We start from the raw sequence: 26568 nt of genomic DNA on the forward strand, positions 1-26568 counted from the left end.
TCATGGCGCTGTGATAAGTTTGCAGCAATCAAGGCGCAGGGCGGGCGCAGACTTGCAATATCTGATTCAGCCCGCATATAACCATCTGCCTTGGGTCAGCATTTAGATAATAGTTTGTTTAAATTGAAATGATTATTTTAATTGAGTTGATCAATTATTAAGAAGTTTCTACACTGACTCCTGTCAATCGTTTTTACTCAACAGAAGGAAACAACCATGTCCGTACTCAACAGCAAGATCAAGCCTTTCACGACGCAAGCCTTCAAGGATGGCAAGTTCATCGAAGTGACCGAAAAAGACGTCCTGGGCAAGTGGGCTGTGTTCTTCTTCTACCCTGCTGACTTCACCTTCGTGTGCCCGACCGAACTGGGCGACGTGGCTGACCACTACGCAGAACTGCAAAAGCTGGGCGTGGAAGTCTATTCCGTGTCGACCGACACCCACTTCGTGCACAAGGCATGGCACGACACCTCGGACACCATCGCCAAGATCAAGTACACCATGCTGGGTGACCCTACCTGGCAGATCAGCCAGAACTTTGACTGCCTGCGCGAAGGCCAGGGCCTGGCAGACCGTGCCACCTTCATCGTGGATCCAGAAGGCGTGATCCAGGCGATGGAAATCACCGCTGAAGGCATTGGCCGCAATGCAGAAGACCTGCTGCGCAAGATCAAGGCTGCCCAGTACGTGGCTTCGCACCCCGGTGAAGTCTGCCCTGCCAAGTGGCAAGAAGGCGAAAAGACCTTGGCTCCTTCGCTGGACCTGGTCGGCAAGATCTAAGCCCAGCATCAGCCTTTCTTAACTGCTGCCATTCCAACGTAGTAGACGCCCGGGTGCCTGGCGCCCGGGCTTTGTTTTTTTGAAAAGTGCTGCAAGCCAACGAGGCTGGGCACAAGAAGTTTGAAGGAAGTCCCATGCTCGACAACACCATGAAAGCCCAACTGAAAGCCTACCTGGAGCGCTTGACCAAGCCCGTCGAGCTGGTGGCGACCCTGGACGACGGTGAAAAGTCGAATGAAGTGCGCCAACTGCTGGCCGATATCAAGGCGCTGAATGACAAGATTTCGGTGGTCGAGGACAACGCGGCCGATGTGCGCAAGCCCTCGTTCCTGATCACCAACCCCGGCACCGATGTCGGCGTGCGTTTCGCTGGCGTGCCGCTGGGCCATGAGTTCACCTCGCTGGTGCTGGCCCTGCTGCAGGTGGGTGGGCACCCGTCGAAGGAATCGGCAGAGCTGCTCGAGCAGGTCAAGAACATCGACACGCCGCTGCACTTCGAGACCTTCTACTCGCTGTCCTGCCACAACTGCCCGGACGTCGTGCAGGCGCTGAACCTGATGTCCGTGCTCAACCCCAAGATCACGCACACCGCGATCGACGGTGGTCTGTTCCAGAAGGAAGTGCAAGAACGCGAAATCATGGGTGTGCCTACCGTGTTCGTCAATGGCCAGCGTTTTGGCCAGGGCCGCATGGAGCTGGCCGAGATTGTCGCCAAGGTGGATACCGGCGCCGCAGCCCGCGAAGCGCAAAAGATTTCGGCCAAGGAGGCCTTTGATGTGCTGATCGTCGGCGGGGGCCCTGCTGGCGCAGCCGCTGCGATCTATGCGGCGCGCAAGGGCATACGCACTGGCATTGCGGCCGAGCGCCTCGGCGGCCAGGTGCTCGATACCGTCGATATCGAGAACTTCGTCTCCGTCAGCAAGACCGATGGCCCCAAGTTTGCAGCGGCGATGGAGAGCCATATCCGCGACTACGAGGTCGACATCATGAACCTGCAGACCGCCAAGTCCTTGACGCCTGCAGCGCAAGCGGGTGGCCTGATCGAGATCGAGACCGAATCGGGTGCCAAGCTCAAGGCCCGCACGGTGATCCTGTCGACCGGCGCGCGCTGGCGCAACATGAATGTGCCCGGCGAAGACACCTACCGCACCAAGGGCGTGACCTACTGTCCGCACTGCGATGGCCCGCTCTTCAAGGGCAAGCCCGTCGCGGTGATCGGTGGTGGCAACTCGGGTGTCGAGGCGGCCATTGACCTGGCTGGCGTGGTCAAGCATGTGACCTTGCTGGAGTTTGCCTCCGAGCTGAAGGCCGACGCCGTGCTGCAGCGCAAGCTGCGCAGCCTGCCGAACGTGACGGTCATCCTGAATGCGCAGACCACCGAAGTGAACGGTGACGGCAAGAAGGTGACGGGCCTGACCTACAAGGACCGCACGAACGACGAGACCAAGACCGTCGCGCTGGAAGGCATCTTTGTGCAGATCGGCCTGCTGCCCAACACCGGCTGGCTCAAGGGCACCGTGCAGCTGACCCCGTTTGGCGAGATCGAGATCGATGCCAAGGGCCACACCAACCTGCCTGGCGTCTTCGCTGCCGGTGACTGCACGAATGTGCCGTACAAGCAGATCGTGATTGCCGCAGGTGCTGGTGCGACTGCCGCGCTGAGCGCGTTTGACCACCTGATCCGAACGACGGCACCCGCTGCCTGATCTGCCTGATTTGACTGGTAGGCGCTGAAATAACAATGCCCCGATACCGGAAGGTTCGGGGCATTGCTGCATCTGGAGGGGCCGGGGTGGCTCAGCCAGCCGATGAACAGCCGCTGGATTGGTGGCACCGAAAGGCGTTAACACGGCCCTTGAGACGAGGCGCCGAGTCGCAGGCAGTACTTTAGTACGACAAGACGCGGCAACGAAGTATCAAGGGTTGTGTTAGCGCCGCCTAGCCTTGCTTGCCGATCAGCAGGTACTCCATCAAAGCCTTTTGCACATGCATGCGGTTCTCGGCCTCGTCCCAGACGACGGACTGCGGGCCGTCGATGACCTCGGCCTGCACCTCTTCGCCGCGGTGGGCGGGCAGGCAGTGCATGAAGAGCGCGTCCTTCTTGGCGACGGCCATCATGTCGAGGTCCACGCACCAGTCGGCAAAGGCCTTCTTGCGCTTTTCGTTTTCCTCTTCATAGCCCATGCTGGTCCACACGTCGGTGGTGACCAGGTCGGCGCCCTTGCAGGCCTCCTGCGGATCGCTGAACAGCTGGTAGCAGCCCTTGTCGTAGGGGCGGCCGCTGAACGCCAGTTGCTCATCAATGCCATAGCCGCTGGGCGTGCTGACATGGACCTTGAAGCCCAGCAGGTTGGCCGCCTGCAGCCAGGTGTTGGCCATGTTGTTGCCATCACCCACCCAGGCAACCGTCTTGCCCTGGATGGAGCCACGGTGCTCGATGAAGGTGAAGATGTCGGCCAGGATCTGGCAGGGATGGAACTCGTTGGTCAGGCCATTGATGACCGGCACGCGCGAATGTGCCGCAAAGCGCTCGATCTTGTCCTGGCCGAAGGTGCGGATCATCACCAGGTCGGTCATGCGGCTGATCACGCGGGCGCTGTCCTCGATCGGCTCGGCACGGCCCAGCTGGCTGTCGCCGGTGGTCAGGTGGACCACCGAGCCGCCCAGCTGGTACATACCGGCTTCAAAGCTCACGCGCGTGCGGGTGCTGGCTTTCTCGAAGATCATGGCCAGGGTGCGGTCGGCCAGCGTGTGGTGGGTCACATAGCCCTTGAACTTCTGCTTGATCAGCGCGGCGCGCTTGAGCAGGTATTCGTATTCGTCGGCGCTGAAGTCCTGGAATTGCAGATAGTGTTTCATTGCGTTCTTTTTCCGGCCTTATTGGCCTGCCAGGAAGGATTTGACCAGCGGTACCAGCTTGGCGACGATTTCATCGGCCTCGGCCTTGGTGAGGATCAGCGGTGGCACGATGCGGATCACCGTGTCGGCGGTCACGCTGAACAGCAGGCCGGCTTCCTGCACGCCGCGCGTGATCAGCTCGCCGCAGGGCTTGTTCAGCTCCACGCCGATCATCAGGCCCTGGCCGCGCACTTCGACAAAGCCGGGTGTGCCAGCGAGCGCCTGGTTCAGCGCTGCCTTCAGGTGATCGCCGACCTGGGTGGCGTTGGCCAGCAGGCCTTCTTCTTCCATGATCGCAATGGTTTCCACGCCGGCACGCATGGCCAGCGGGTTGCCACCAAAGGTGGTGCCGTGGTTGCCTGGCTGCAGCACCTTGGCTGCCTTGGGGCCGGCAACGACGGCGCCCACCGGCACGCCCGATCCCAGGCCCTTGGCCAGCGACATCACATCGGGCACGATGCCGGCCCATTGGTGGGCAAACCACTTGCCGGTGCGGCCCATACCGGCCTGGATTTCATCAACGATGAACAGCCAGTCCTTGGCATCGCACAGCTCGCGCACCTGCTTCATGAACTCCGCGCGCATCGGGTGCAGGCCGCCTTCGCCCTGGATGGGCTCCATCATCACGCCCACGATGTTCGGGTTGCCTTCGGTCGCTTCCTGCAGCGCGACGAAGTCATTGGCCGGCACACGCAGAAAGCCGTCGAGCAGGGGGCCGAAGCCGTTGCGCACCTTGGGGTTGGCGGTGGCGCTCATCGTGGCGATCGAGCGGCCATGGAAGGCATGGTCGAACACGACGATCACCGGCTTTTCGATGCCCTTGTCCACGCCGTACTTGCGCGCGATCTTGATCGAGGCCTCGTTCGCCTCCAGACCGGTGGAGCAGAAGAAGACATTGGTCATCTTCGAACGCTCGACCAGCAGGGCCGCCAGCTTTTCCTGGCCGGGCACATAGTAGTAGTTGCTGGTGTGGATCAGCTTGGTCATCTGGTCGTGCAGCGCAGCGACCAGCTTGCCGTGGTTGTGGCCCAGCGTGTTGACGGCGATGCCGCCCAGCGCGTCGAGGTATTCCTTGCCGTTGACATCCCACACACGCACGCCCTGGCCTCGCTCCAGTGCGACCGGCACGCGGCCATAGGTAGTCATCACGTGGGGCTCAGAAGGCTTGACAGTGTCTTGCATGGAAATCTCCGGAAAAAGGATCAGAATCAAAAAATCCGCTTGGGCCCCATACCCCTATGGCATGGCACCAGCGGAAGTCCCATTCTAGGGGCTGCATTGCGGCAGACTAGTGAAGAATGCGCATCACAGAATCGCGGTGCTGCCTGACTGCCTGCGCGGCCCTTTCTGCGCAGGCTAGACTGCAGAGCGCAAAAAACCGGGCTGGGCCGTTCCGGCGGCTACTGCATGCGCTGCAGGGTTATGCGTTTCTTGCATTTCCTGATGTTTTGAACTTATGCCTTGCGCGTGCGTATCTCTTATATAAGAGTTAAAATACGGGTTTGGCCTGAGGCAGTGATCCTGTGCTCAGGCGTCTATCAGAGGCTTCCACCCCATGGTTTCTCCAACATCTCAAGAAGTTTTCATTCTGGGCCTGACCCAGAATGGGAAGACCTTTCGCCCCAGCGACTGGGCGGAGCGTCTCGCGGGAGTGATGAGCCAGTTTCGTCCGGGCGGTATGCGCCGTGGTGGCCATCTGGGCTATTCGCCCTGGTGCGTCCCTACAACGATGAACGGCGCCAAATGCGTCATCGTCAAGCGGGAACTGCAGGTCCATGAGCCGATGGCCTGGGATTTCGTGATGAACTTTGCGCGCGACAACGGACTGCAGACCACCGATGCCTGCCTGATTCCCGAGGCGGCGGTGGATCCCGGCAAGCCCGGAGCCAGCACTTCCAGCGACACGACCAAGGCCTGATTTTCAGGCCTTTTTTGCGGCTGGGCCATGGGCCGTCAACGCGGTTGCGCTGGGGCTCAGCCGGTGGCGTGCCCGTGAGCTGGCCGAGCCCGTCCGGCTGGCTCGCCATCCGGGACGTGCGGCGGCAGGCCGATGCAGATCAGGCAGTGGGCAAAAGAGGCCCATACAACGAAAAAAGCCGTCTTGCGACGGCTTTTTAGTTCACTGAGAGCGCACCCGTTACAAACGGCGGGCAGGGGATCCTGCCCGTGCGATTGCCTAATGGGCTTAGGCGGCCAGTGCCAGGGCCTTGACCTTGGCAGCGATGCGGCTCTTATCGCGAGCAGCCTTGTTCTTGTGGAAGATGCCCTTGTCGGCAATCGTGTCCAGCACGGATTGCGCCTTGGCAAACAGTTCGGTGGCCTTGGTCTTGTCGCCAGCGGCAACAGCCTTTTCCACGTTCTTGATGGCGGTACGGTACTTGGAACGCAGCGAGGTGTTGGCGGCGTTCAGCTTGATGGTTTGGCGGGCGCGCTTGCGGCCGGATGCCAAACGGGGGTTTTTCTTGACTGGCTTAGATGCCATGATGAGTGTCCTTTGAGTCTGCGGATGTTTTCAGTGAATCGGGCATTATAGCTGCTCTTTACTCAGAAATCCAGATATCCGGCAATTTCCTGCCAGCGGCGCAGCTACACTGCCCGGGTGTCACTGTTCAAAGCTGCCTCCACCGTCTCCCTGTTTACGCTGCTCTCGCGTATCACAGGGCTTGCCCGCGACCTGCTGATGGCCACCATGTTTGGTGCCAGCGCGTTGACCGACGCATTCAATGTAGCGTTCCGCATTCCCAATCTGTTCCGGCGCTTGTTTGCAGAAGGGGCATTCAGCCAGGCCTTTGTGCCGGTGCTTGCCACCACCCTGACCAAGGAAGGCGAGGAGCGCACGCGCACCCTGGTGCACAGTGTGGCCACGGTGCTGTTCTGGATTCTGGCGCTGACCTGTGTGGTGGGCGTGGTCGCAGCGCCCGTGCTGGTCTGGCTGCTGGCCAGTGGCCTGCGGCAAAACCCGCACAGTTATGACGCGGCCGTGCTGATGACGCGCTGGATGTTTCCCTATATCGGTTTCATGTCGCTGGTGGCATTGGCTGCCGGGGTGCTCAATACCTGGAAGCGATTTATCGTGCCGGCTTTCACGCCGGTGCTGCTCAATCTCAGCATGATTGTGGCTGCCTTGGCGCTGACGCCCTGGATGCGCAGCCATGGGCTGGAGCCCATCTACGGCATGGCCATCGGCGTGATGGCCGGAGGCGTGCTGCAGCTGGTGGTGCAGTTTCCGGCGCTGCGCCGCATCGGCATGCTGCCACGCATCTCGTGCCGGCCTTCGGCCATCAGGCAGGCCTGGGCCGATGCCGGTGTGCGCCGCATCCTGTCGCTGATGGCGCCCGCGTTGCTGGGTGTGGGCGTGGCCCAGATCTCGCTGATGATCAATACCCAGATCGCCTCCTACCTGGCCCCTGGCAGTGTGACCTGGTTGTTCTACGCCGACCGACTGATGGAATTTCCCACCGCCTTGCTGGGTGTGGCGCTGGGCGTGGTGCTGACGCCGCAGCTGTCCTCGGCCAAGGCAGCGGGCGATGACGAGCGCTATGGCGCGATGCTGGACTGGGGCCTGCGCATCGTGGTGCTGCTGGCCGCCCCCTGTGCGGCTGGCCTGCTGCTGTTTGCCAAGCCCTTGGTGGCGGTGCTGTTTCACTACGGTGCGCTCAAGGGCTCGGATGTGGGCCAGATTGCGCTGGCGCTGCAAGGCTATGGCGTGGGCCTGTTGGCCATGGTGGCCATCAAGGTGCTGGCCCCTGGCTTTTATGCGAGCCAGGACATCCGCACACCGGTGAAGATTGCCATCTGTGTGCTGGTGCTGACGCAGCTGTTGAATCTGGTGCTGGTGCCGACAATGGCCCATACCGGCCTGGCCTTGTCGATTGGGCTGGGTGCCGTCATCAATGCGCTGTGGCTGCTGGTGGGCCTGATCCGGCGCGGCAGCTTCCAGCCCAGGCCGGGCTGGTGGATCTTTCTGGCCCGGGTCTCGCTGGCGGTGGCACTGCTGGGCATCTTTCTGGCCTGGGGCGCACAGATGACCGACTGGGTGGCGATGGGCGCGCACCGTCTGGAGCGCGTGGGCCTGCTGGCGCTGTGGATGGCCGGCGCCGCGCTGCTGTACTTTGGCGTGCTGGCCTTGTCAGGCATGAAGCTGCGCGGCTTGCTGCGCCGCTGAACGCCTTGCGCTCACTGCAGGCGCAGTGGTGGCATCTGCCCGGCATTGGTTCCTAAGGGCATTCCTGGGGGATAGCCTGCATATTTACGCAGCTTTTGCACAATTGTGTCCTACAGGGCCTGCATTCGGGGCTGTCTCGTGCTATACATGGCGTCATGGCACAGGCAGCGCCCGAATGTGCCAGCGATGTATGCGGCGGCGCTGCAGTTGGGATGTGTATGGACTTCCGCTTTTCTATCCCCACACCGTTGGAGCATTTCGAATCGTTGGTCAGCAGCGATGAGGGTTTTCCGCTGCTGGAAGCGGCTGCTGCCGTGGCCTGCATCGAATACCCGCAACTCGATACCCAGCAGGTGTTGAACGAGGTCGATCAGCTGCTGGGTCAACTGATGGAAAGCCGCGATGCCAGCAGCCGCAGCGCGCTGACCCGGCTCAAGGCGCTCAACCACCGGTTTTATGCCGACTGGGGGTTTCAGGGCAATCCCAATGACTTCTACGCACTGGACAACAGTTGCCTCAATGCCGTGTTGCACCGCAGGCGCGGCATCCCCGTATCGTTGGCTGTCATATGGCTGGAGCTCGCATCGGCATTGCAGCTGCCCGCCCATGGCATCTGCTTTCCCGGCCATTTTCTGCTCAAAGTGAGTGTGGCCGAAGGGCAGATCGTGCTTGACCCGCTGTCGGGCCAGTCGTTTTCCAGCAATATGCTTGCCGAGATGCTCGAGCCGATGCAAAAGGCGTTTCACCGCGTCGACGAAGACGATGTGCCGCTGGGCCTGTACCTGCAGGCGGCCACTCCACGCGACATCATTGCGCGCATGCTCTCCAATATGAAGGAGGTCTACCGCAGTGACAAGAACTGGGCCAAGCTGATCGAGGTGCAAAACCGCCTGCTGGTGCTGCTGCCCGATGCCTGGACGGAGCTGCGCGACCGAGGCCTGGCCTATGCAGAACTGGGCGTGCATGACCGAGCGCGTGAAGACCTGCAGGCCTACCTGAACCACACCGGCAATCCGGAGGATGCGGCGTATATCCGTGCGGCTTTGTTAGATTTGCAACGAATGTAACGTTTGACGTGGTTCTGACATTTCTTTGTCATTGTGTCGTCACACAACTTCGGCAAGATGGCAGCACTAGGGATGCGCCATTATGAAAGACCGATTGGGAATATCGCCAGAAGACGTCATGCACAAGATTGCGCGTGACGTGATGGATGACTATGACGAGTCTCTGGAGCTCGAGATGGAAGATGGCATGCTGGGCACGCCGTTTGCCGCCGGGATGACGGAGCATGACTACCAGTACTTTCGCGAGCTGCTCAGGCTGCAGGGTGAGCTCGTCAAGCTGCAGGACTGGGTGCAGCACACCGGTCAAAAGGTGGTGGTGCTGTTCGAGGGGCGCGACGCCGCAGGCAAGGGCGGTGTCATCAAGCGCATCACCCAGCGCCTCAACCCCCGCGTGGTGCGCGTGGCGGCCTTGCCGGCGCCCAATGACCGCGAACGCACGCAGTGGTACTTCCAGCGCTATGTGGCGCACCTGCCTGCAGCCGGCGAGATCGTGCTGTTTGACCGCAGCTGGTACAACCGCGCTGGCGTCGAGAAGGTCATGGGCTTTTGCACCAACGACCAGTACGAAGAGTTTTTCCGTACCGTGCCCGAGTTTGAAAAAATGCTGGTGCGCTCGGGTATCCGCCTGGTCAAATACTGGTTTTCGATCAGCGACGAAGAGCAGCATCTGCGCTTCCTCGGGCGTATCCATGATCCGCTCAAGCAGTGGAAGCTGTCGCCGATGGATCTGCAAAGCCGCGTGCGCTGGGAGGAGTACACCAAGGCCAAGGAGGTGATGCTGGAGCGCACCCACATCCCCGAAGCGCCGTGGTGGCTGGTGCATGCCGATGACAAGAAAAAGGCGCGCTTGAACTGCATCGCGCATTTCCTCTCGCAGGTGCCCTACACCGATGTGGACCACGAGAATGTCGTGCTGCCCGATCGGGTGCGCCATCCGGATTACACGCGCCTGCCGGTGCCCGCATCCATGTATGTTCCGGAAGTCTATTGATCAACGGCGCAGCGCATTTCGTACACAGAACCCCGGTTTGATCACCGGGGTTTTTTGCGCCTGTGCGGTGCCGATGGTGCATGGAAGGCATGGCCTGGACATCCCTCTGTGCGGTTCGCGCTGATCGGGGGCTGACAGACTGCGGGACCGCGTGACGCAGAGGCATGGGCCTGGGCTCAGCCCGTGCAGGTGAGCGCTGTGATGGATGCCTGGCGCTCTGTACCTGGAGCGACCGGAGGTGGGGCATCTGCACCTGCCTGGGGTGCCATGCCCGTGGAGACGAATGCTAGATCAGCCGCGCCGCAAACAACTCTTTTTTCAGATAGGCGTAAAAGAGCGGCGCTGCGACCAGCCCGGCAGGGCCAAAGATGGCTTCCGCGACAAACATCACCGACAGCAGTTCCCAGACGCCCATATGCGTTTTGGCGCCGACGACCTTGGCATTGATCAGGTACTCGGCCTTGTGGATCAGCACCAAAAAGGCCAGGCAGGCCACGGCGGTCAGCGGAGAGACCGACAGGCCCACGGTGGTGATGACGGCATTGCAGACCAGGTTGCCGACAATGGGGATCAGACCGCCGAAAAACGTCAGCATGATCAGCGCCCCGCTATAGGGCAGGCGCATGTTGATCAGCGGCAGGATGCCGAGCAGGAAGATGGCGGTCAGTACCGTGTTGAACAGCGCGATCCAGAACTGCGCCGCAACAATCTGCCGGAAGGCATCGCCAAAGCGCTGCACGCGCAGCTGCAGCTGGTAGGCCAGCGGCGCATGGGAGTGGCGGCTGTGGCGCACGGCGGCCAGTGCACCAATCAGCAGGCCCACAAACACATAGAGCAGGCCGGTGAGCCAGAGCCGGCCCATGTTGGCAATGGCACCTGCCTTGGTGCCCAGGTACTCGGCAGCCCTTTGCTGCAGGTCCTGCACGCCGTCGGGCAGCACATTGGCCAACTCGGGCGGCAGCTTGCTGCGCAGGTCGAGCAGGGTCTTGGCCATCGACACCAGCATCTCGCGGTACTGCTGCGGCGCGTTCAGCAGATAGCCCTGCGAGTGGATCAGGCCGATGGTCACGAGCACCACGGGCACCACCAGCACGATGGTCACGGACAGGTATTCCATCCACAGCGGGGGAGGGGTGTTCAGCGATGCCGGCACGCGGCTGAGCTCGCGGATCTTGTGCACCAGAAACAACGTGAAGGTGTAGCCGGCGCATGCGGCCAGCAGGCCCACCAGCAGGCCATTGAGCATGATCAGCAGCAAGGCGGCGGCCATCAGCACATAGGAGGCCACCCTGACGCCCCAGTGCGCAGGAGGCGGCCGCCAAACATGCGGCAGGTCCGCAGCGCCACTGGCCGGCTGGCCGGGGCTGTTGGACGTGGGCTTTGCAGAATCCGGTTGCATCGTAGGCCATCCATCTGAGCGAGTCGGAGGGCCAGGAGCTGGCCCGTGCTGCGCACGGGGCAGGCGGCTCAATGCGCCCGCCCTGTCGGGGAAGCTTAGCGCACCGTGACCGCAGCATCCGCGCCGCGGGGGCCGATGCTGCCAATCGTCCACACTTGTTCACCAAGCGCAGAGAAGGCGTCCTTGACCGCCTGTTCGCTGTCGGCGGGAACGACCACCACCATGCCGATGCCATTGTTGAACGTGCGGTTCATCTCGATGTCATCGATCCCCGCCGTCTTTTGCAGCCAGGCGAACAGCTCGGTCTGGGGCCAGCTGCCCTTGACCAGGTGCGCGCCCAGGCCTTCCGGCAGCACGCGGGGGATGTTCTCCAGCAGGCCGCCACCGGTGATGTGGGCCAGCGCCTTGATGGGCTGCGCTGCCAGCACCTTCAGCACGTTGAGCACATAGAGGCGCGTGGGCTCCATGATGGCGTTCTTGAAAGGCTTGCCGTCCAGGGTGTCGGGCAGGCCGCCCTGGCTTTGCGCGCGCTCGATGCACTTGCGCACCAGCGAGAATCCATTGGAGTGCACGCCGTGCGAGGCCAGGCCCAGCACCACGTCGCCGGCCTGCACGTTCTGGCCGGTCAGGATCTTGCTTTTCTCGACAGCGCCGACGGCAAAGCCGGCCAGGTCGTATTCGCCGTCCGGGTACATGCCGGGCATCTCGGCGGTCTCACCACCGATCAGTGCGCAGCCCGACAGCTCGCAGCCCTTGGCGATGCCGCCCACCACAGCTGCTGCGGTGTCCACATCCAGCTTGCCGCAGGCAAAGTAGTCGAGGAAGAACAGCGGCTCGGCGCCTTGCACCAGCACGTCGTTGACGCTCATGGCCACCAGGTCGATGCCCACGGTGTCATGCATGTTCCACTCAAAAGCCAGGCGCAGCTTGGTGCCAACGCCGTCGGTACCCGAGACCAGCACCGGCTCCTTGTAGCGCTTGGGCACTTCAAACAGCGCGCCAAAACCACCGATACCCGCCATCACGCCTTCGCGCATGGTTTTCTTGGCCAGGGGCTTGATGCGCTCGACCAGCGCGTCGCCTGCGTCAATATCAACGCCAGCGTCTTTGTACGAAAGGGGGGTGGAGGAATGGGAAGAGCTCATGAGGGACTACAAAGGCAATAAAGCTGACAAGCTGACCCAACGGGGGCCAGAAACGTCGATTTTATGCCGCAAGCCATACCTGAGGGGCCAGAATGCCCGTCCGGTGTGCACTGTTAACGGCTGTGCAGCCATTTGCAGCGCGCGGTGTGGCCGATTTCCTGCATAAATGCGGCACTTCGGCCTTTTGTGTCACACGGTCGTGACTACCGACTAAAATCAATGGGTTTGCATGTACGCCTCTGGCCAGTACATATGCCCCGAGCAGGGGAGCCCCCAGTTGGCGCGCGTTGCGCCCAACCACACTGAACGCTTTCTTGTATTGAACGCAGCCATGCGTGAGATTTCCTTTTATCCGAACCCCACCAACGCAGTGCCCCACGCACGGCGGGCACGGGTGCGGATAGGAGTTGGCGCATGAAGCAAATGGCTTTGGATCTGGGCTTGGCGCCAGCGCCAAGCCTGAACCGGTTTTTTGCGGGCTCGAACCACGCAGCACTCGCGCATCTGCATGCCCAGGTCAATGAGGCCTGGGACACGCCGCGCTCGACCGTGCCGACCTACCTGTGGGGTGAGATGGGCTGTGGCAAGACCTATGTGCTGCGTGCGGTCGCGGAGGCCTTGCGCGAGCAGGGCTCACCGGTGGGCTGGCTCGATGCGAGCACGCGCTTTCCCAGTGCTTTCAATGAGCGTTGGTCAGCGGTGATTCTGGATGAGGTGCAGTTCTACAACCCGGTGCAGCAGGCGGCGGCCTTCAACTGGTTCGTCAACGCCACCAGCCCGGCAACCGGCGCGCGGCGCTGGGTGCTGGCGGCGGGCGATGTGCCGCCCTCGGACCTGAAACTGCGTGACGACTTGCGCACCCGGCTGGGCTGGGGCGAGATCTACCAGCTGCATCTGCTCAGCGAAGCACAGCGCAGGGACGTGCTCAAGGATGAAGCCAAACGACGTGGCCTGGTATTGACCGACGATGTGATGGATTACATGCTCAAGCGCTTCTCACGCGATTTGGGCAGTCTGATGCAGCTGTTGGACCACCTGGACAATTTTGCCTTGCGCAATAAGAGGGGCCTGACGATCCCCTTGCTCAAGGACATGCTGGAGACGGAGTAAATGGTCTTGGATCACAAACACGTTCTTCCAGCAACAACCGAGATTTTTTGAATGAATAACTCTGCTGGCACAAGCACTAGGCTTGCGCTTTTTGACCTGGACCATACTTTGCTGCCGCTCGATTCGGACTACGAATGGGGGGAGTTCACGTTGCGCAAGGGCTGGTGCGACAAGCAGGAGTTCGGCAGCCGCAACGCGGCCTTTTTTGCCGATTACCAAAAAGGCACGCTCGATATCCATGCCTATGTGCGTTTTGCCACTGAGGCCATTCGCAAACTGGGGCCGCAGGCCGCCGACGACGCCCATCTCGCGTTCATGCAGGAGGTCATCGAGCCGCATATCCAGCCGGCGGCGCTGGCGCTGCTGCAGCAGCACCGGGACGCGGGTGACACCATCGTGATCGTCACCGCCACCAATGAATTCGTGACCCGCCCCATCGCCAAGGCCTTGGGTGTGGACCACCTGCTGGCCGTCAACCTGGCGCGTGATGCCTCGGGCTGGATCACCGGCGAGATCGATGGCGTGCCGACGATGCGTGCCGGCAAGGTCACCCGCATGGAAGCCTGGATGGCCGAGCGCGGCCTGAGCTGGGACAGCGTGGACAGCATCTTCTACAGCGATTCGATGAACGACGTGCCGCTGCTGGAGAAAGTCAATACGCCGGTGGCCACCAACCCTGACGACCGCCTGCGCCAATTGGCGACAGAACGCGGCTGGCGCATTCTGGACCTGCTGGAGCCTCACGCATGATCAAGACCATCATCGATAAATTGCTCGGCAAAGCCACGGCGGCCAGCAAGACCAAGAACCCCTTTGGCAAGCGCGAGGAAGTCGGCGTCGATGTGCACAACATCGATCCCAAGCTGGTGGACCGCCGCGCGCTGGATGTCTGCAGCACGTTGAAGGAAGCAGGGTTTGAGGCCTATATCGTCGGCGGGGCCGTGCGCGACCTGCTGCTGGGCCTGCGCCCCAAGGACTTCGACGTGGCCACCAACGCCACGCCCGAGCAGGTCAAGAGCCTGTTCCGCCGCGCCTTCATCATCGGCCGGCGTTTTCGCATTGTGCACGTGGTCTATGGCCGTGGCCGCGAGAACGAGGTCATCGAAGTCACCACCTTCCGGGCCTTCCTGGACAGCTCCAAGGCCGAACAGGTGCAGGGCAACGAGAAAACCAGCAAGGCCGCACTGGCCGGCATGAAGCTGGCGGTGGACGAAAGCGGCCGTGTGCTGCGCGACAACGTCTGGGGTCCCCAGAACGAAGATGCGGCGCGGCGCGACTTCACCGTCAACGCCATGTACTACGACCCGCAGACCCAGATCGTCGTGGACTACCACAAGGGCATCCGCGACTCGCAAAAGCATGTGCTGCGCATGATTGGTGATCCGGCCACCCGCTACCGCGAAGACCCGGTGCGCATCATCCGCGCGGTGCGCTTTGCCGCCAAGCTCAGCAAGAAGGGCTTCACGCTCGACCCCAAGACCGCCAAACCGCTGGTCGAATGTGCCCAGCTGCTGCAGGAAGTGCCGCAAAGCCGCATGTTTGACGAAATGCTCAAGCTTTTGCAGACAGGGCATTCGCTGGCCTCGATCGAGCAACTGCGCCTGCTGGGCCTGGCCAAGGGCATCTACCCGCTGCTGGATGTGGTGGTGGACCGCGCCGACCTGCCGTTTGTGCAGGCTGCGCTGATGGACACCGACCGCCGCGTGGCCGAAGGCAAGAGCGTGGCGCCAAGCTTCTTGCTCGCCTGCGTGCTGTGGCAGGACGTGAAAGCGGGCTGGGACAAGCGCATGCTCAAGGGCGAGCACCCGCACCCGGCGCTGCAGGATGCGATCGACGATGTCTTCAACCACCGCATCGGCGATGTCTCCGGCCGGGGCAAGCTCGCCGCTGATATGCGCGAAATCTGGGTGATGCAGCCGCGCTTTGAAAAGCGCACCGGCAGCACGCCGTTCGGCATGATCGCACAGGCGCGCTTCCGTGCCGGCTTCGACTTTCTGCGTCTGCGCGCCGATGTGGGCGAGGTGGACGAAGCGCTGGCCAACTGGTGGCAGGAGTTCCAGCAGGCCGATGAGGCCCGCCGCGAAGACCTGATCGCCCAGGTGCGTGAAGAGCAGCGTGCCAAGCCCAAGGCAGGCGCTGCCAAGCCCAAGCGCGCCCCGAGAAAGCCGGCAGCCGCCACAGAAGCGCAGGAAGGCTCCAGCCTGGACCAGGTGGCTCAGCAGGCCATCGACAGCGACAGCGAAGCCCATGGTGATGCGCCAGCGAAGAAGCGCCGCCGCCGCCGCCGCAAACCCGGTGCGGGTGATGCCGGCGGTGCAGCAGGTGGCGGCAATGGTGGTGATGCAGCCGCCAATGGCGACTGAAGCGATGGGCCAGGCGCAGCGCTTGGCCAATGGTGATGCCGCACCGCCCGCCGGGCAGAGCTTGCGCGCCTGGATAGGCCTGGGTGCCAATTTGGGCGACCGGGGTGCTGCGATGGCGCAGGCTTTGCAGCAATTGGCGGGCAGCGCGGGTGTGGCCGTGCAGGCGGTCTCGTCGTTGTACAGCAGCCGGCCGGTGGATTCCAACGGGCCCGACTACCTCAATGCCGTGGCCGAGCTGCGCACATCGCTGTCAGCACAGCAGCTGTTGCACTTGCTGCAGCAACTGGAGCTGGCCGCCGGCCGCGAGCGCCCCTACCGCAATGCCCCGCGCACGCTGGACCTGGATGTGCTGCTCTATGCGGATATCGGCACGTCGATCGCGATGCCCGACCTGCAAGTGCCCCATCCGCGCATGTGGCAGCGTGCCTTTGTGCTGGCACCGCTGCAGGAGCTGGCGCCGGCCTGGGTCAGCGAGGCACAGCTGCAGCCGCTTTTGCCACAGGGTGTGCAGCGCAGCCAAGGGCCGGACTGGTGGCGCTGAGCCGGCGAGAGAGAGATACCGCCCCACAAGAACAAAGCCCCGCAGCTGCACGCTGGCGGGGCTTCTTGCTGGGCGCTACGGATTCGCAGCGCGGCGCTTAGTCGACCTTGGCGCCAGAGAGCTTGACCACCGATTCGTACTTGTTGCGCTCGGAGGCCATGAACTTGTCAAACTCGGCCGGCGTAGTGGGCACGGGCTCGGCCATCAGGCTGGCAAAACGGGTCTTGGTGGCCGGATCCTTCAGCGCATCGGTAAAGGCCTTGTTGAGGCGGTTGATCACATCAGGCGGCGTGTTGGCCGGTGCCACCAGACCCCACCAGGTGTCGATCTCGAAGCCTTTGAGGGTGTCGGCCAGCGGTGGCACGCCGGGCAGCATCGGGCTGGCGTGCAGGCTGGTGACGGCCAGCGCGGTGAGCTTGCCGCTGTGGATGTTGGCCGACGCGGCCGCCAGGTTGTCGATGTTGAAATCCACCTCGCCCGACAGCAGCGCCAGCTGCGCAGGGTTGGCGCCCCGGTAGGGCACGTGCACGGCAAAGATGCCGGCCTGGCGCTTCATCATCTCGCCGGCCAGGTGGCCGGAGCTGCCATTGCCGCCGCTGCCGAAATTGAGCTTGCCGGGGTTCTTCTTGGCATAGGCAATGAGGTCCTGCACATTGCTGATCTGCAGCGCCTTGGCGCGCTCGGTGTTCATCACCAGCACATTGGGCACGCGCACCATCTGGGTGATGGCGGTGAAATCCTTGGCGGCGTTGAAAGGCATCTTGGTGTACAGCCAGGGATTGACGGCATGCGTGGCCGTCGCCGACAGGCCGATGGTCAGGCCGTCCGGTGCGGCCTTGGCCACGATGTCGGCACCGATGTTGCCACCGGCACCCGCCTTGTTGTCGATCACCACGGTACCCAGTTGGTCGCGGACACGTTCAGCCAGGATGCGCGAGGTGACATCCAGTGGACCTCCCGGGGCGTAAGGCACGACCAGGCGAATCACCGGATCGGCCGCAAAAGCGGCAGGTGCAGCGAAAGCGGCGGCGGCCAGGACGGTGGATAACAGGATATTTCTGCGTTGCATGGTTTGGTGTCTTCTTGACGAGAGTGAATAACGACGAAGCGCCTGATACGAGCAGGCACTACCCCCTGAGTGCCGCCAGCACAGCCCCGCCAGCCAAAGCTTGGCGTTGCAGAGGGAGGGGTCCAGCCTGCAGCATGACAAACGCACGACAAGGCGGGGCCCTAACGCAGGTTGGACTGTGTGAGCGGCTCTAAACTTTCTAGTGTAGCGGCTGGGGCATGTACATGCCGTGACGCGGAAGTGGGACAGGGCCGCGATTGCGCCCTGTCAGACCCCGTGTCTCAGCCATTCATACGATCTGGTTCTGCTTGTCGGCCTCGGTCACGAAGGCATCGGCAAAGAAGGCGTCTTCCGGCAGGCCGCGCTGGCTGGTAAAGCTGGCGCGGGCAGAATCCACGACAATTGGCGCGCCACAGGCATAGACCTCGTAGCCCGACAAGTCGGCAAAATCATCGAGCACGGCCTGGTGCACAAAGCCGCTGCGGCCTTGCCAGGCGTCTTCTGCCAGCGCGTCGGACACCACCGGCACATAGCGCAGCTGGGGCATCTCGGCGCTGCGTGCCAGCATCCAGTCGTGCATATACAGGTCTTGCGGGCGCCTGCCGCCCCAGTACACCACCACCGGGCGCTGGATGTCGTGGTGCTGCAGATGTTCGATGAGCGCCTTGATCGGCGCAAAGCCGGTGCCCGAGGCCAGAAAGACCATCGGTTTGTCGCCGTCATGCAGGAAGAAGCTGCCGAACGGGCCTTCGATGCGCAGGATCTCGCGCTCCTTCATCGCGCCAAACACGTGGTCGGTAAAAAGACCGCCGGGTGTGTGGCGGATATGCAACTCCAAGCCAGGCGCGCTGTCCTGGTGGTGCGGCGCAATCGCCATCGAATAGGCACGGCGCGTGCCACCGGCAAGCAAAAACTCGATGTACTGACCGGCGTGGTAGCGAAAGCTGTCTGCGGCAGGCAGCTGCAGGCGCAGCTTGACGACATCGGGCGACAAGCGCTCGATGGTCTGCACGCGCACCGGCATTTTTTTGATCGGAAAGGCGCTTTCATCGGTGACATGGCGCGACTCGATCACCACATCGCTGGTGGGCACGGCGCAGCACGGCAGGATCATGCCGTCGGCCTCTTCCTGCGGGCTCAGCGCACGTTCGCTGTGGGGACCATGCACGACGGTGCCGCTGAGCTTCTTGCATTTGCAGGAGCTGCAGGCGCCATCCTTGCAACCATACGGCAGACCTACGCCGCTGCGGATCGCAGCCGTCAGGATCGCTTCCGAGGCCTGGGTGGCAAATGCGCGTCCGCTGGGCAGGACCGAAATTTGAAACGCGCTGGACGAAGAGCTCATTGCACCAAAATTCCTTATCGACACAAAACAACGGCGCTCATCGGCGCCTGGGGTTGCATAAATGGGGTGAGCGCTGGCATTTGCAAGCAGGTTCAGACGCTAGACTGCAGTGTGATGGCTGCCATCTGAACCAAGAAAGCTTATTGTGCCTTTAAACCAAAGCCCGCGAAGCGGGCCCCGACAGCGCTGCGCCATGGCAGCTGGCCAGGCCTTGCCGGCGCGTTTTCGGCGCCAACGGGTGCTGATCGTGGGCTGCGGCGATGTCGGCCAGCGGGTGCTGCAGCTGTGGCAGCGGCCAGGCCAGCATGCGCATGCGGCGCGCGGCCCGCTGGTGCGGGCGCTCAGTTCATCGCCGCAGCGCTTTGACAGCCTGCGTGCCCTGGGTGCTACGCCGTTGCTGGGCAATCTGGACGAGCCGCGCAGCCTGCGCCGGCTGGCTGGCTTGGCCCAGCGCGTGGTACATCTGGCGCCACCGGCGCAGCCCGCTGCGGGAACGCCGCCCACGCTAGCCTCGCGCGATCTGCGCACACGCCACCTGCTGCAAGCACTGGCCTGCCGCGCGGGGCAGGCGCCGCAGCTGGTGTACGGCTCCACCAGCGGTGTCTATGGCAACTGGGACGGTGCCTGGGTCACGGAGACCCATCCGCTGCGCGCCAGCACCGCCCGGGCGCTGCGCCGGGTCGATGCCGAACGCCAATTGCGGGCCTGGGCGCGGCGCTTGGTGGCCAGCGGCGCTGCCGTGCATGTACTGCGCATCCCCGGCATCTACGCAGGCGACCGCGAGGGCGGCACCCCGTTGGGGCGGCTGCAGCGCGGCACGCCGCTGTTGCGGCGCGAGGACGATGTCTACACCAGCCACATCCATGCCGATGACCTGGCGCGCGCGGTGGTGCGGGCGCTATGGCGCGGTATGCCACAGCGCATCACCAATGTGGCCGATGACTCTGCGATGCTGATGGGCGATTATTTTGACCTGGCCGCTGACCTGTGGCGCCTGCCGCACCCGATGCGAATCAGCCTTGCCGAGGCCGAGCAGCAACTGAGCCCCACCTTGCTGAGTTTCATGCGCGAGTCGCGGCGCCTGAGCAATACGCGTATGCGGCAGGAGCTGGGCCTGGTACTGCGCTACCAGACGGTGCACCACGGCTTGCAGGCCGCTGTGTACCTGGTGGGGGCGGGCACTGCGGCGGGCCCTGGTGCTTGAGCCTCGCCCGGGCTAGCAGGGTGCCGAGCCGCCCTGGCTGCGGCAGCTGCGCGGGTTGGCGCCGGGGCTCGGTGGCCGTGCGGTTTCGCCAATCTGGCCCCGGGGGTGCGAATAGCCCTGCGTATCCACGCACTTGAACACATCGCAGCGGCTGATGCTGGGTGCGGGGGCGGGCGGTGGTGCCGGTGGGCGGGGGCGATGGGGGCGGTATGGGTAGCCGTCCCAATAGGGATCAGCGGGCAGTACCGCCGTCGGGGCGGGGCGGCTGGCCTCCAGCCGGCTATAGGCCTCGGGGCCCATGCAGTCGAGCTCCATCTGGCGCTTGGCCGCATCGAGCCGGGCATGGCTGCCCATGGTCTTGTCGGCAGCCTCTTCGGATGCGGCGCTGTAGCGCTCACGCGATTGCTGGCAGGCGGCAGACTGCGCGGGGTTGGCGCGAGCGGGGCGGTTGGCGGCCCGTTGCGCCAAATCCTCGGCGCGTTCATCGGCCTGCAGCCGGCGCTGGGCCAGCTCCTGCTGGCGCCGCTCGGCCTTGGCTTGCAGGGCTTCCTGCTCGCGGGCGCGGTCCTGGGCCAGCTCCTCATCGGATTTGCGGCGCTCTATCTCGGTCGCGCTGGCACCGCTGGCGCAGGCGCCATCGGTGTAGGTCACCTTGCCCGTGCCCGGGTCCACGCAGCGGGTGACCTGGGCCTGCGCCAACGGCGCCGCCAATGCGCAAGCACACCAAAAACCCAGCCATGCGGCATAGCGAAGGCTGGGCAGAGGGGGGCGTGGCATGAGGCGCATGGTGGTGACCGAAGGTTAGCGCTCGAACTGTCCACCAAACCGGCCGCCGTTGGGGCGCGACGCGGGCGCTGCCGGGCGCGGGCCCGAACCATAAGGGCGGCCAAAGTTGGAGCCCGTGCCGGGTGCCAACTGCTGGGGTCGCGATGGTGGTGGCCGGCTGCTGCCGCCATGGCCGGGGCGGTCATAGCCACCGCCGGGGCGGTAGTAACCGCCACCCGGGCGGTAATAGGGGCGGCCGCCGCCATACACGTAAGTCGGAGAGCTCTGGATGACCAGCGAGCTGCTGCCGTAGTAGGGGTAGCTGTTGTAGCCATACCCGTAGCCCCCATAGCCGTAGCCATAGCTGGGGGTGGAGTAGGTCGAATAGGCATCGCCGTAGTACACGCCGTCTGCGGGTGCGACCACGCAGCCGCCCAAGAGCAGGGCGCTGGCCGCAGCGATGGCCATCGTTCCGAGACGAATGGTACGCATGGTGAAAACTCCTTGAGGAATAAGCCCGCGCGCTCGGCTCGCGGGCGGGTCAGCGGGTCAGCGGCAGGGGCGGCTGGGGGTCAGCACATTGTCGCTGCCAGCGGCATTCTGGCGGGCAGCGGCCGCGCATTCCTGCTGGTGACGGCTTTCGCCAAAGCGGTTGCGATCGCGCTCGCGGTTTTGGCGTTCACGGTCTTGCGCCTGGCGCTCCAGTGCGCGGCGGCGGTCTTCGTCACGGGCGCGCTGGTCGCGTTCGCGTTCACGGGCCTGGCGATCGCGGTCACGGTTACGCTCGCGTTCACGGGCTTCGCGCTCGCGGGCTGCGCGGTCCCGGTCACGTTCACGGTCGCGGTAATAGCGGTCGTCGTTGTAGCGGTCCTGCACATAAATGGTTTGCGAAGGCTGCTGGTAACCATAGCCATAACCGCCGCCATAGCTGCCGTAGCCCGAATCGCTGTAGTAGCCGTCGCTGCCGGTGGCAACGCAGCCGGTCGTGGCCAGCGCGCTGAACGCGATGGTGGCAATGCTGAGCAGATGACGATGATTCATATTCGAGCCTTTCTGGTTGTGTGGTGGCAGGACTTGCGTGATGCCATAGGGCCAGCAATCGCGATTCCCAATGCTAACCGTTACACCCTCAAAACCGGAGACATGGGCCCATGTATGTAAAGACGTTTTTCCGGCCTTGGGGGTTGACGGCGATGCCACAGCCATGCTGTGTTTTGCCAATCTTTACAGACAATCCCTGGGTGGTATGCAGGAGACATGCCTGTTGTGGGATGTCAATATCCGTATTCGTCGGTGTTGAGAAGTTAGACAAATAACGGCTGTCACCGTTCCGATTGATGCAATGCAGCAATCGCTGGAATGCGTTGCGTGCTGGCGCTTATATGCGATTTCAAACCCACTGTGTCGCTATTTTTACAGGACTTGTCCTAATACCGTCGTAGGCCCGGGTAGATAAAAAATCTCACTCACGCTATCGAGTTCGATGATGTACCGAATGTGCGGCCTCCATTACAAGTGGCAAGGCGGCAGATGCCGGTACCGGTGGCGCTTAACAGACGCTTTTGATGGAGTACGACGCAATGGATAAAAGTATCAAGGCTGCAGTGGCCCTGGTGGTGGCCGGTATGGCCGTGGCTGCAAGCGCACAAGAGGTGGTGAAGATCGGTACGATGAGCCCGCTGTCCGGTCCTCAGGCGCACTATGGCAAGGACAACGTCACCGGCGTGCGCTTTGCGGTGGAAGACCTCAACACCCAGGGCGTGACCATCGGTGGCAAGAAGATCAAGTTCGAAGTGGTGGCCGAAGACGATGCGGCCGACCCCAAGCAAGGCACGGCTGCTGCGCAAAAGCTCTGCGATGACAAGGTGGCGGCGGTTGCCGGTATTCTGAACTCGGGCGTCGCGATCCCCTCATCCAAGATCTTCAACGACTGCGGTGTGCCCTTCATCACCGGCGCGGCCACCAACCCCGAGCTGACCCGCCCTGGCTACCCCGGCGTCTTCCGCATCATCGCCAACGACAACGCGCTGGGCGCTGCGCTGGCAGGCTACGCGGCCGACACCCTGAAGCTGAAGAACGTGGCCGTGATCGACGACCGCACCGCCTACGGCCAAGGCCTGGCCAATGTGTTCAAGAAGGACGCGGGCGCCAAGGGCGTGAACATCGTGGCGTCCGAGTTCACCAACGACAAGGCCACCGACTTCATGGCCATCCTGACTTCCATCAAGGCCAAGAAGCCCGATGCGATCTTCTACGGCGGCATGGATGCGCAAGCCGGCCCCATGCTGCGCCAGATGGTGCAACTGGGCATGACCAATGTGAAGTTCTTCGGCGGCGACGGCATCTGCACGGCCGAGCTGGCCAAGCTGGCCACCGGCACCAAGACCTTGGGCAATGTGGTCTGCGCCGACGGTGGTGCATCGCTGGCCAAGATGCCTGGCGGCACTGAATGGAAGAAGCGCTACGATGCCAAGAACCCTGGCGTGTTCCAGGTCTACAGCCCATACTTCTATGACGCGACCATGCTGATCGTCGACGCGATGAAGCGTGCCGATTCCACCGATCCGAAGAAGTACCTGCCCGAGCTGCGCAAGTCCGAGTACAACGGCGTGACCGCGAAGATTGCGTTCCAGGAAAACGGCGAGCTGAAGGTACCTCTGTACACGCTGAGCCACTACATCGACGGCAAGAAGACCCCGATCGGCGAATAAGCTGCCAAACCGGTGCTGATAGCCTCCCCGAGCCCGCCCTAGGCGGGCTTTTTGCTGTGCCGCGCTTCATGCGCCAGCAGCCACTGCTTGCGCGCCAGGCCGCCGGCATAGCCGGTGAGCGATGCATCGCTGCCGATCACCCGGTGGCAAGGCAGCACGATGCTGATGGGGTTGGCGCCATTGGCCATGCCCAGCGCACGCACTGCTGCCGGCCGCCCGATCTGCGCGGCCAGGCTGGCATAGCTGCGCGTGCTGCCTGCAGGGATGCCGCGCAATGCCGTCCAGACCTGGCGCTGAAAATCGGTGCCACCCAGTGCCAGTTCCAGGCGATCAAGCGCCTGCAGCTCGCCATCAAAATACGCGGCCAGGGCATCGGCCACCGGCGCGGGCACAGCCGCGCTGCTGTGCATCTGGACGGCATTGCGCGGGTACTGGCGGCGCATCAGCAAGGCCATGCGGGCTTCATAGCCTTGCCAGTCCAGCGCGCGCAGGCGCTGCTGCGCGTCGCACAGCAGCAGGATGCCGCCTTGCGGGCTGGGGAGGCGGGAGAGCATGAAGTTCAGCAGGGCCATGGTGGGGACGGGGGATGGATGGAGCGCTTAGCTACCGCAGTGTAGAGCGCTGGCGCGGTAATGGAGATAGGCGGGCTAAAGCTGCACAACTAGATCCATAACAAGTTTCCTGCGCACCAAAAACCTGGGTGACGGTGTTTGTATCGCAGCCCCTCTACAATCGGCCGGCGAGCTGCAGCAGGCTTGGGCCCTCCGGGCCTTGCCGGCAGCGGCTCAGCGTTATTCTCAGGGCGGGGCGCAATTCCCCACCGGCGGTATCTGGCTTTGAGGAGCCAGGAGCCCGCGAGCGCTTGCAAGGCCTACGGCTGCGCAAGGTCAGCAGATCTGGTGCGATGCCAGAGCCGACGGTCACAGTCCGGATGAAAGAGAATCGCGCAAACCTTGTGTCGCCCTGCGTCTGTACGTGGGGTGCTGCGATGGGCTTGCGCGCGCCCTGATTCAGGTCATTGAAGGACAGCAAAACCATGAATCAGCATTCCAGCATTTCTTACTCCATCAACAAGGCTGCACGCCTGGCGATTGTCTGCGCGCAATGGCATTCGGACATCGTGCACCAGGCCCGCGATGCCGCCCTCGCCGAGTTGGCACAACACGGCTGGCGCGCCGACCAGATCGACCTCTACGATGTGCCCGGCGCCTTCGAGATCCCCTTGCTGCTCAAGCGCCTGGCCCAAAGCGGCCAATATGCGGGTCTGATGGCCTGCGGCCTGGTGGTCAACGGCGGCATCTACCGCCATGAGTTTGTCACCACCGCCGTGATCGATGGCCTGATGCGGGTGCAGCTGGACACCGGCGTGCCGGTGTTCTCGGCCGTGCTGACGCCACGCGACTTCCATGAATCGCAGGAGCACCACGATTTCTTCCACCAGCATTTTGTGAAGAAGGGTGCCGAGCTGGCCCGCGCCTGCGCGGCCACGGTACAGCTGCACCGCACGTTGGAAGCGCAGCAGTTGCAGCAACTGCAGCCGCAAACCCTGGCAGCCTGACAGCTGCCAACAACCGGGACCAAAGGGTTTTCCCTGGCCATTCTGGGCAGGTAAGCGTTTTTTGGCACACTGGCGAGCCGCTCTCCGCTTTGGGGCTGCGGCTTTTTTATTGCCATGACTGACTCCGCATCTTTGACCCGCCGCCAGGCCTGGCTCGGCGTGCTCGCCCTGGCCATGGGCGCCTTTGTTTTCAACACCACCGAGTTCGTGCCGGTGGGCCTGCTCAGTGACATTGGCGGCAGCTTTGGCATGACCACCGAGCAGGTGGGCCTGATGCTGACCATCTATGCCTGGATCGTCGCGCTCACCTCGCTGCCCTGCATGCTGATGACCAAGAATGTCGAACGCCGCAAGCTGCTGATGGGCGTGTTCGCGCTGTTCATCGTGAGCCATGGTTTGTCGGCCATCGCCTGGAACTATGCCACCTTGCTGATCAGCCGCATGGGCATTGCGCTGGCACATGCGGTGTTCTGGTCGATCACCGCATCGCTGGCGGTGCGCATTGCGCCGCAGGATAAGCGCCCGCAGGCGCTGGGCCTGCTGGCTACCGGCACCACGTTGGCCATGGTGCTGGGCGTGCCGCTGGGGCGCATGGTGGGTGAGGCGCTGGGCTGGCGCACGACCTTTGGCATCATCGGCGTGCTGGCGCTGCTCGTCATGCTGGTGCTGTGGCGCATGCTGCCCTTGCTGCCCAGCGAGAATGCCGGCTCGCTGCGCAGCATTCCGGTGCTGTTCAAGCGCCCGGCGCTGTCGGCCACCTATGCCCTGCTGATCCTGATGGTGACGGCCCAGTTCACCGTCTACAGCTATATCGAGCCGCTGATCCAGCGCGAGGCCGGGCTGAACAACCAGGTGACCACCTGGGTGCTGCTGCTGTACGGCGGCATGGGCATTGTCGGCAGCATCTTGTTCAGCAGCTTTGGCATGCGCTGGCCGCGCGGCTTTTTGCTGGGCGCGATGGCGGTGCTGACCGCCTGCCTGTGGCTGCTGCTGCCCAGCACGCGCTGGCCGCCTGCGCTGTACCTGGTCTGTGCCGTGTGGGGCGTGGTCATGCTGTGCATGGTGCTGCCGCTGCAGGCCAAGGTGCTGCGCCTGGCCTCCGATGCCACCGATGTGGGCATGTCGCTGTTCTCGGGCATCTTCAATATCGGCATTGGCGCAGGCGCGTTGCTGGGCAGCCAGGTGGGCATGCATGCCGGTCTGCACTACCTGGGCCCCATCGGCGGCAGCATTGCCGTGCTGGGTGTGCTGTGGTGTGCCTATGCGGGCTGGAAGTGGCGCAGCAGCTTCGCGCCCACGGGGACGGCGGCGCGCATCGTACCGCACTGACCTGCTGCGAACCAACTCCGTCCACCTGCCCGGCACCGCCTCTGTGCCGGGCTTTTTTGGGTCTAGGGATCCTCTGCAAACCCCTCGCCAAGCGGGATGGACGCGGATCGGGATGAGATGCAAGGCGT

General features: G+C 63.1%; 25 protein-coding genes and 1 riboswitch. Of the genes, 14 read left to right on the forward strand and 11 right to left on the reverse strand.

The annotated features are described in order from the left end of the window. Positions 1–216: 216 nt before the first annotated feature. The gene (gene ahpC, locus ACHWUQ_RS09890) at positions 217–780 is read left to right on the forward strand and encodes an alkyl hydroperoxide reductase subunit C (RefSeq protein WP_239809010.1); all 564 of its coding nucleotides are present in this window, start codon (positions 217–219) and stop codon (positions 778–780) included. A 134-nt stretch (positions 781–914) separates the two neighbouring features. Beyond that, positions 915–2486 carry an alkyl hydroperoxide reductase subunit F gene (ahpF, locus tag ACHWUQ_RS09895; protein WP_239809009.1) on the forward strand — a complete coding sequence of 524 codons (1572 nt, stop codon included), beginning with the start codon at positions 915–917 and terminating at the stop codon, positions 2484–2486. A gap of 232 nt (positions 2487–2718) precedes the next feature. On the opposite strand, the gene argF is transcribed toward ahpF, so the two are convergent. Beyond that, positions 2719–3639 carry an ornithine carbamoyltransferase gene (gene argF, locus ACHWUQ_RS09900; protein ID WP_312413551.1) on the reverse strand — a complete coding sequence of 307 codons (921 nt, stop codon included), beginning with the start codon at positions 3637–3639 and terminating at the stop codon, positions 2719–2721. A gap of 18 nt (positions 3640–3657) precedes the next feature. Then, a complete protein-coding gene (locus tag ACHWUQ_RS09905; RefSeq protein ID WP_394681019.1) occupies positions 3658–4860 on the reverse strand; it encodes an aspartate aminotransferase family protein in 1203 nt (400 codons plus the stop codon). 373 nt (positions 4861–5233) lie between these two features. Here ACHWUQ_RS09905 and ACHWUQ_RS09910 point away from each other — a divergent pair, with 373 nt between their 5' ends. Further along, the gene (locus ACHWUQ_RS09910; RefSeq protein WP_312835462.1) at positions 5234–5596 is read left to right on the forward strand and encodes a DUF3579 domain-containing protein; all 363 of its coding nucleotides are present in this window, start codon (positions 5234–5236) and stop codon (positions 5594–5596) included. A gap of 267 nt (positions 5597–5863) precedes the next feature. Here the strand turns inward: ACHWUQ_RS09910 and rpsT are convergent, their stop codons facing one another. Beyond that, positions 5864–6160, reverse strand: coding sequence for a 30S ribosomal protein S20 (gene rpsT, locus ACHWUQ_RS09915; RefSeq protein WP_021025539.1), 297 nt, complete (start codon positions 6158–6160; stop codon positions 5864–5866). Positions 6161–6277: 117 nt separating this feature from the next. Between rpsT and murJ the strand changes: the two genes are divergently transcribed. From murJ to ppk2, 3 genes are all read left to right on the forward strand, one after another. Continuing rightward, positions 6278–7843 (forward strand): murein biosynthesis integral membrane protein MurJ, encoded by a 1566-nt coding sequence (gene murJ / locus ACHWUQ_RS09920; RefSeq protein WP_394681020.1) that lies wholly within the window; start codon positions 6278–6280, stop codon positions 7841–7843. Positions 7844–8091: 248 nt separating this feature from the next. Next, positions 8092–8910 carry a tetratricopeptide repeat protein gene (locus ACHWUQ_RS09925; protein ID WP_312530752.1) on the forward strand — a complete coding sequence of 273 codons (819 nt, stop codon included), beginning with the start codon at positions 8092–8094 and terminating at the stop codon, positions 8908–8910. 82 nt (positions 8911–8992) lie between these two features. Beyond that, positions 8993–9901 (forward strand): polyphosphate kinase 2, encoded by a 909-nt coding sequence (gene ppk2, locus ACHWUQ_RS09930; RefSeq protein WP_312461823.1) that lies wholly within the window; start codon positions 8993–8995, stop codon positions 9899–9901. A gap of 286 nt (positions 9902–10187) precedes the next feature. Here ppk2 and ACHWUQ_RS09935 read toward each other — a convergent pair whose 3' ends face one another. Then, complete coding sequence (locus ACHWUQ_RS09935) at positions 10188–11300, reverse strand: AI-2E family transporter (RefSeq protein WP_312413562.1); 1113 nt, start codon at positions 11298–11300, stop codon at positions 10188–10190. Positions 11301–11395: 95 nt separating this feature from the next. Beyond that, positions 11396–12445 carry a phosphoribosylformylglycinamidine cyclo-ligase gene (gene purM, locus ACHWUQ_RS09940; protein ID WP_239809001.1) on the reverse strand — a complete coding sequence of 350 codons (1050 nt, stop codon included), beginning with the start codon at positions 12443–12445 and terminating at the stop codon, positions 11396–11398. A gap of 414 nt (positions 12446–12859) precedes the next feature. Here purM and hda point away from each other — a divergent pair, with 414 nt between their 5' ends. From hda to folK, 4 genes are read left to right on the forward strand one after another with little or no spacing between them, the layout of a single operon-like run. After that, complete coding sequence (gene hda, locus ACHWUQ_RS09945) at positions 12860–13555, forward strand: DnaA regulatory inactivator Hda (protein ID WP_394681021.1); 696 nt, start codon at positions 12860–12862, stop codon at positions 13553–13555. Positions 13556–13606: 51 nt separating this feature from the next. After that, entirely contained in the window at positions 13607–14305 is a 699-nt protein-coding gene (locus ACHWUQ_RS09950) for an HAD family phosphatase (protein WP_312461820.1), read from the forward strand. After that, the gene (gene pcnB / locus ACHWUQ_RS09955) at positions 14302–15918 is read left to right on the forward strand and encodes a polynucleotide adenylyltransferase PcnB (protein ID WP_394681022.1); all 1617 of its coding nucleotides are present in this window, start codon (positions 14302–14304) and stop codon (positions 15916–15918) included. Before ACHWUQ_RS09950 ends, pcnB begins: the two co-directional genes overlap by 4 nt. Next, entirely contained in the window at positions 15908–16459 is a 552-nt protein-coding gene (gene folK, locus ACHWUQ_RS09960; protein WP_394681023.1) for a 2-amino-4-hydroxy-6-hydroxymethyldihydropteridine diphosphokinase, read from the forward strand. Before pcnB ends, folK begins: the two co-directional genes overlap by 11 nt. Before the next feature lie 97 nt (positions 16460–16556). Here folK and ACHWUQ_RS09965 read toward each other — a convergent pair whose 3' ends face one another. Continuing rightward, positions 16557–17528, reverse strand: a complete 972-nt coding sequence (locus ACHWUQ_RS09965; RefSeq protein WP_239808997.1) for a tripartite tricarboxylate transporter substrate binding protein — start codon at positions 17526–17528, stop codon at positions 16557–16559. A gap of 289 nt (positions 17529–17817) precedes the next feature. Then, a complete protein-coding gene (locus tag ACHWUQ_RS09970; protein ID WP_239808996.1) occupies positions 17818–18873 on the reverse strand; it encodes a CDP-6-deoxy-delta-3,4-glucoseen reductase in 1056 nt (351 codons plus the stop codon). Between the two features lie 193 nt (positions 18874–19066). Between ACHWUQ_RS09970 and ACHWUQ_RS09975 the strand changes: the two genes are divergently transcribed. Continuing rightward, a complete protein-coding gene (locus tag ACHWUQ_RS09975; RefSeq protein ID WP_394681024.1) occupies positions 19067–20077 on the forward strand; it encodes an NAD-dependent epimerase/dehydratase family protein in 1011 nt (336 codons plus the stop codon). Positions 20078–20089: 12 nt separating this feature from the next. Here the strand turns inward: ACHWUQ_RS09975 and ACHWUQ_RS09980 are convergent, their stop codons facing one another. From ACHWUQ_RS09980 to ACHWUQ_RS09990, 3 genes are read right to left on the reverse strand one after another with little or no spacing between them, the layout of a single operon-like run. Then, a complete protein-coding gene (locus ACHWUQ_RS09980; protein WP_312807921.1) occupies positions 20090–20854 on the reverse strand; it encodes a DUF4124 domain-containing protein in 765 nt (254 codons plus the stop codon). Positions 20855–20878: 24 nt separating this feature from the next. Next, the gene (locus ACHWUQ_RS09985) at positions 20879–21334 is read right to left on the reverse strand and encodes a hypothetical protein (RefSeq protein ID WP_239808993.1); all 456 of its coding nucleotides are present in this window, start codon (positions 21332–21334) and stop codon (positions 20879–20881) included. A gap of 57 nt (positions 21335–21391) precedes the next feature. Continuing rightward, a complete protein-coding gene (locus ACHWUQ_RS09990; RefSeq protein WP_394681025.1) occupies positions 21392–21883 on the reverse strand; it encodes a hypothetical protein in 492 nt (163 codons plus the stop codon). A 539-nt stretch (positions 21884–22422) separates the two neighbouring features. Here ACHWUQ_RS09990 and ACHWUQ_RS09995 point away from each other — a divergent pair. Then, positions 22423–23553, forward strand: coding sequence for a branched-chain amino acid ABC transporter substrate-binding protein (locus ACHWUQ_RS09995; RefSeq protein WP_239808992.1), 1131 nt, complete (start codon positions 22423–22425; stop codon positions 23551–23553). A 38-nt stretch (positions 23554–23591) separates the two neighbouring features. Here ACHWUQ_RS09995 and ACHWUQ_RS10000 read toward each other — a convergent pair whose 3' ends face one another. Next, complete coding sequence (locus ACHWUQ_RS10000) at positions 23592–24125, reverse strand: methylated-DNA--[protein]-cysteine S-methyltransferase (protein WP_394681026.1); 534 nt, start codon at positions 24123–24125, stop codon at positions 23592–23594. A 217-nt stretch (positions 24126–24342) separates the two neighbouring features. Further along, a riboswitch (FMN riboswitch) is annotated at positions 24343–24500 on the forward strand. Between the two features lie 89 nt (positions 24501–24589). Between ACHWUQ_RS10000 and ACHWUQ_RS10005 the strand changes: the two genes are divergently transcribed. After that, on the forward strand, positions 24590–25111 hold the full coding sequence (locus ACHWUQ_RS10005; RefSeq protein ID WP_239808990.1) for a 6,7-dimethyl-8-ribityllumazine synthase: 522 nt from the start codon (positions 24590–24592) through the stop codon (positions 25109–25111). Positions 25112–25225: 114 nt separating this feature from the next. After that, the gene (locus ACHWUQ_RS10010; RefSeq protein ID WP_394681027.1) at positions 25226–26440 is read left to right on the forward strand and encodes a sugar transporter; all 1215 of its coding nucleotides are present in this window, start codon (positions 25226–25228) and stop codon (positions 26438–26440) included. Positions 26441–26568: the final 128 nt, after the last annotated feature.

The sequence above is a fragment of the uncultured Comamonas sp. genome (assembly GCF_964277875.1).
Classification (GTDB): domain Bacteria; phylum Pseudomonadota; class Gammaproteobacteria; order Burkholderiales; family Burkholderiaceae_C; genus Comamonas; species Comamonas sediminis.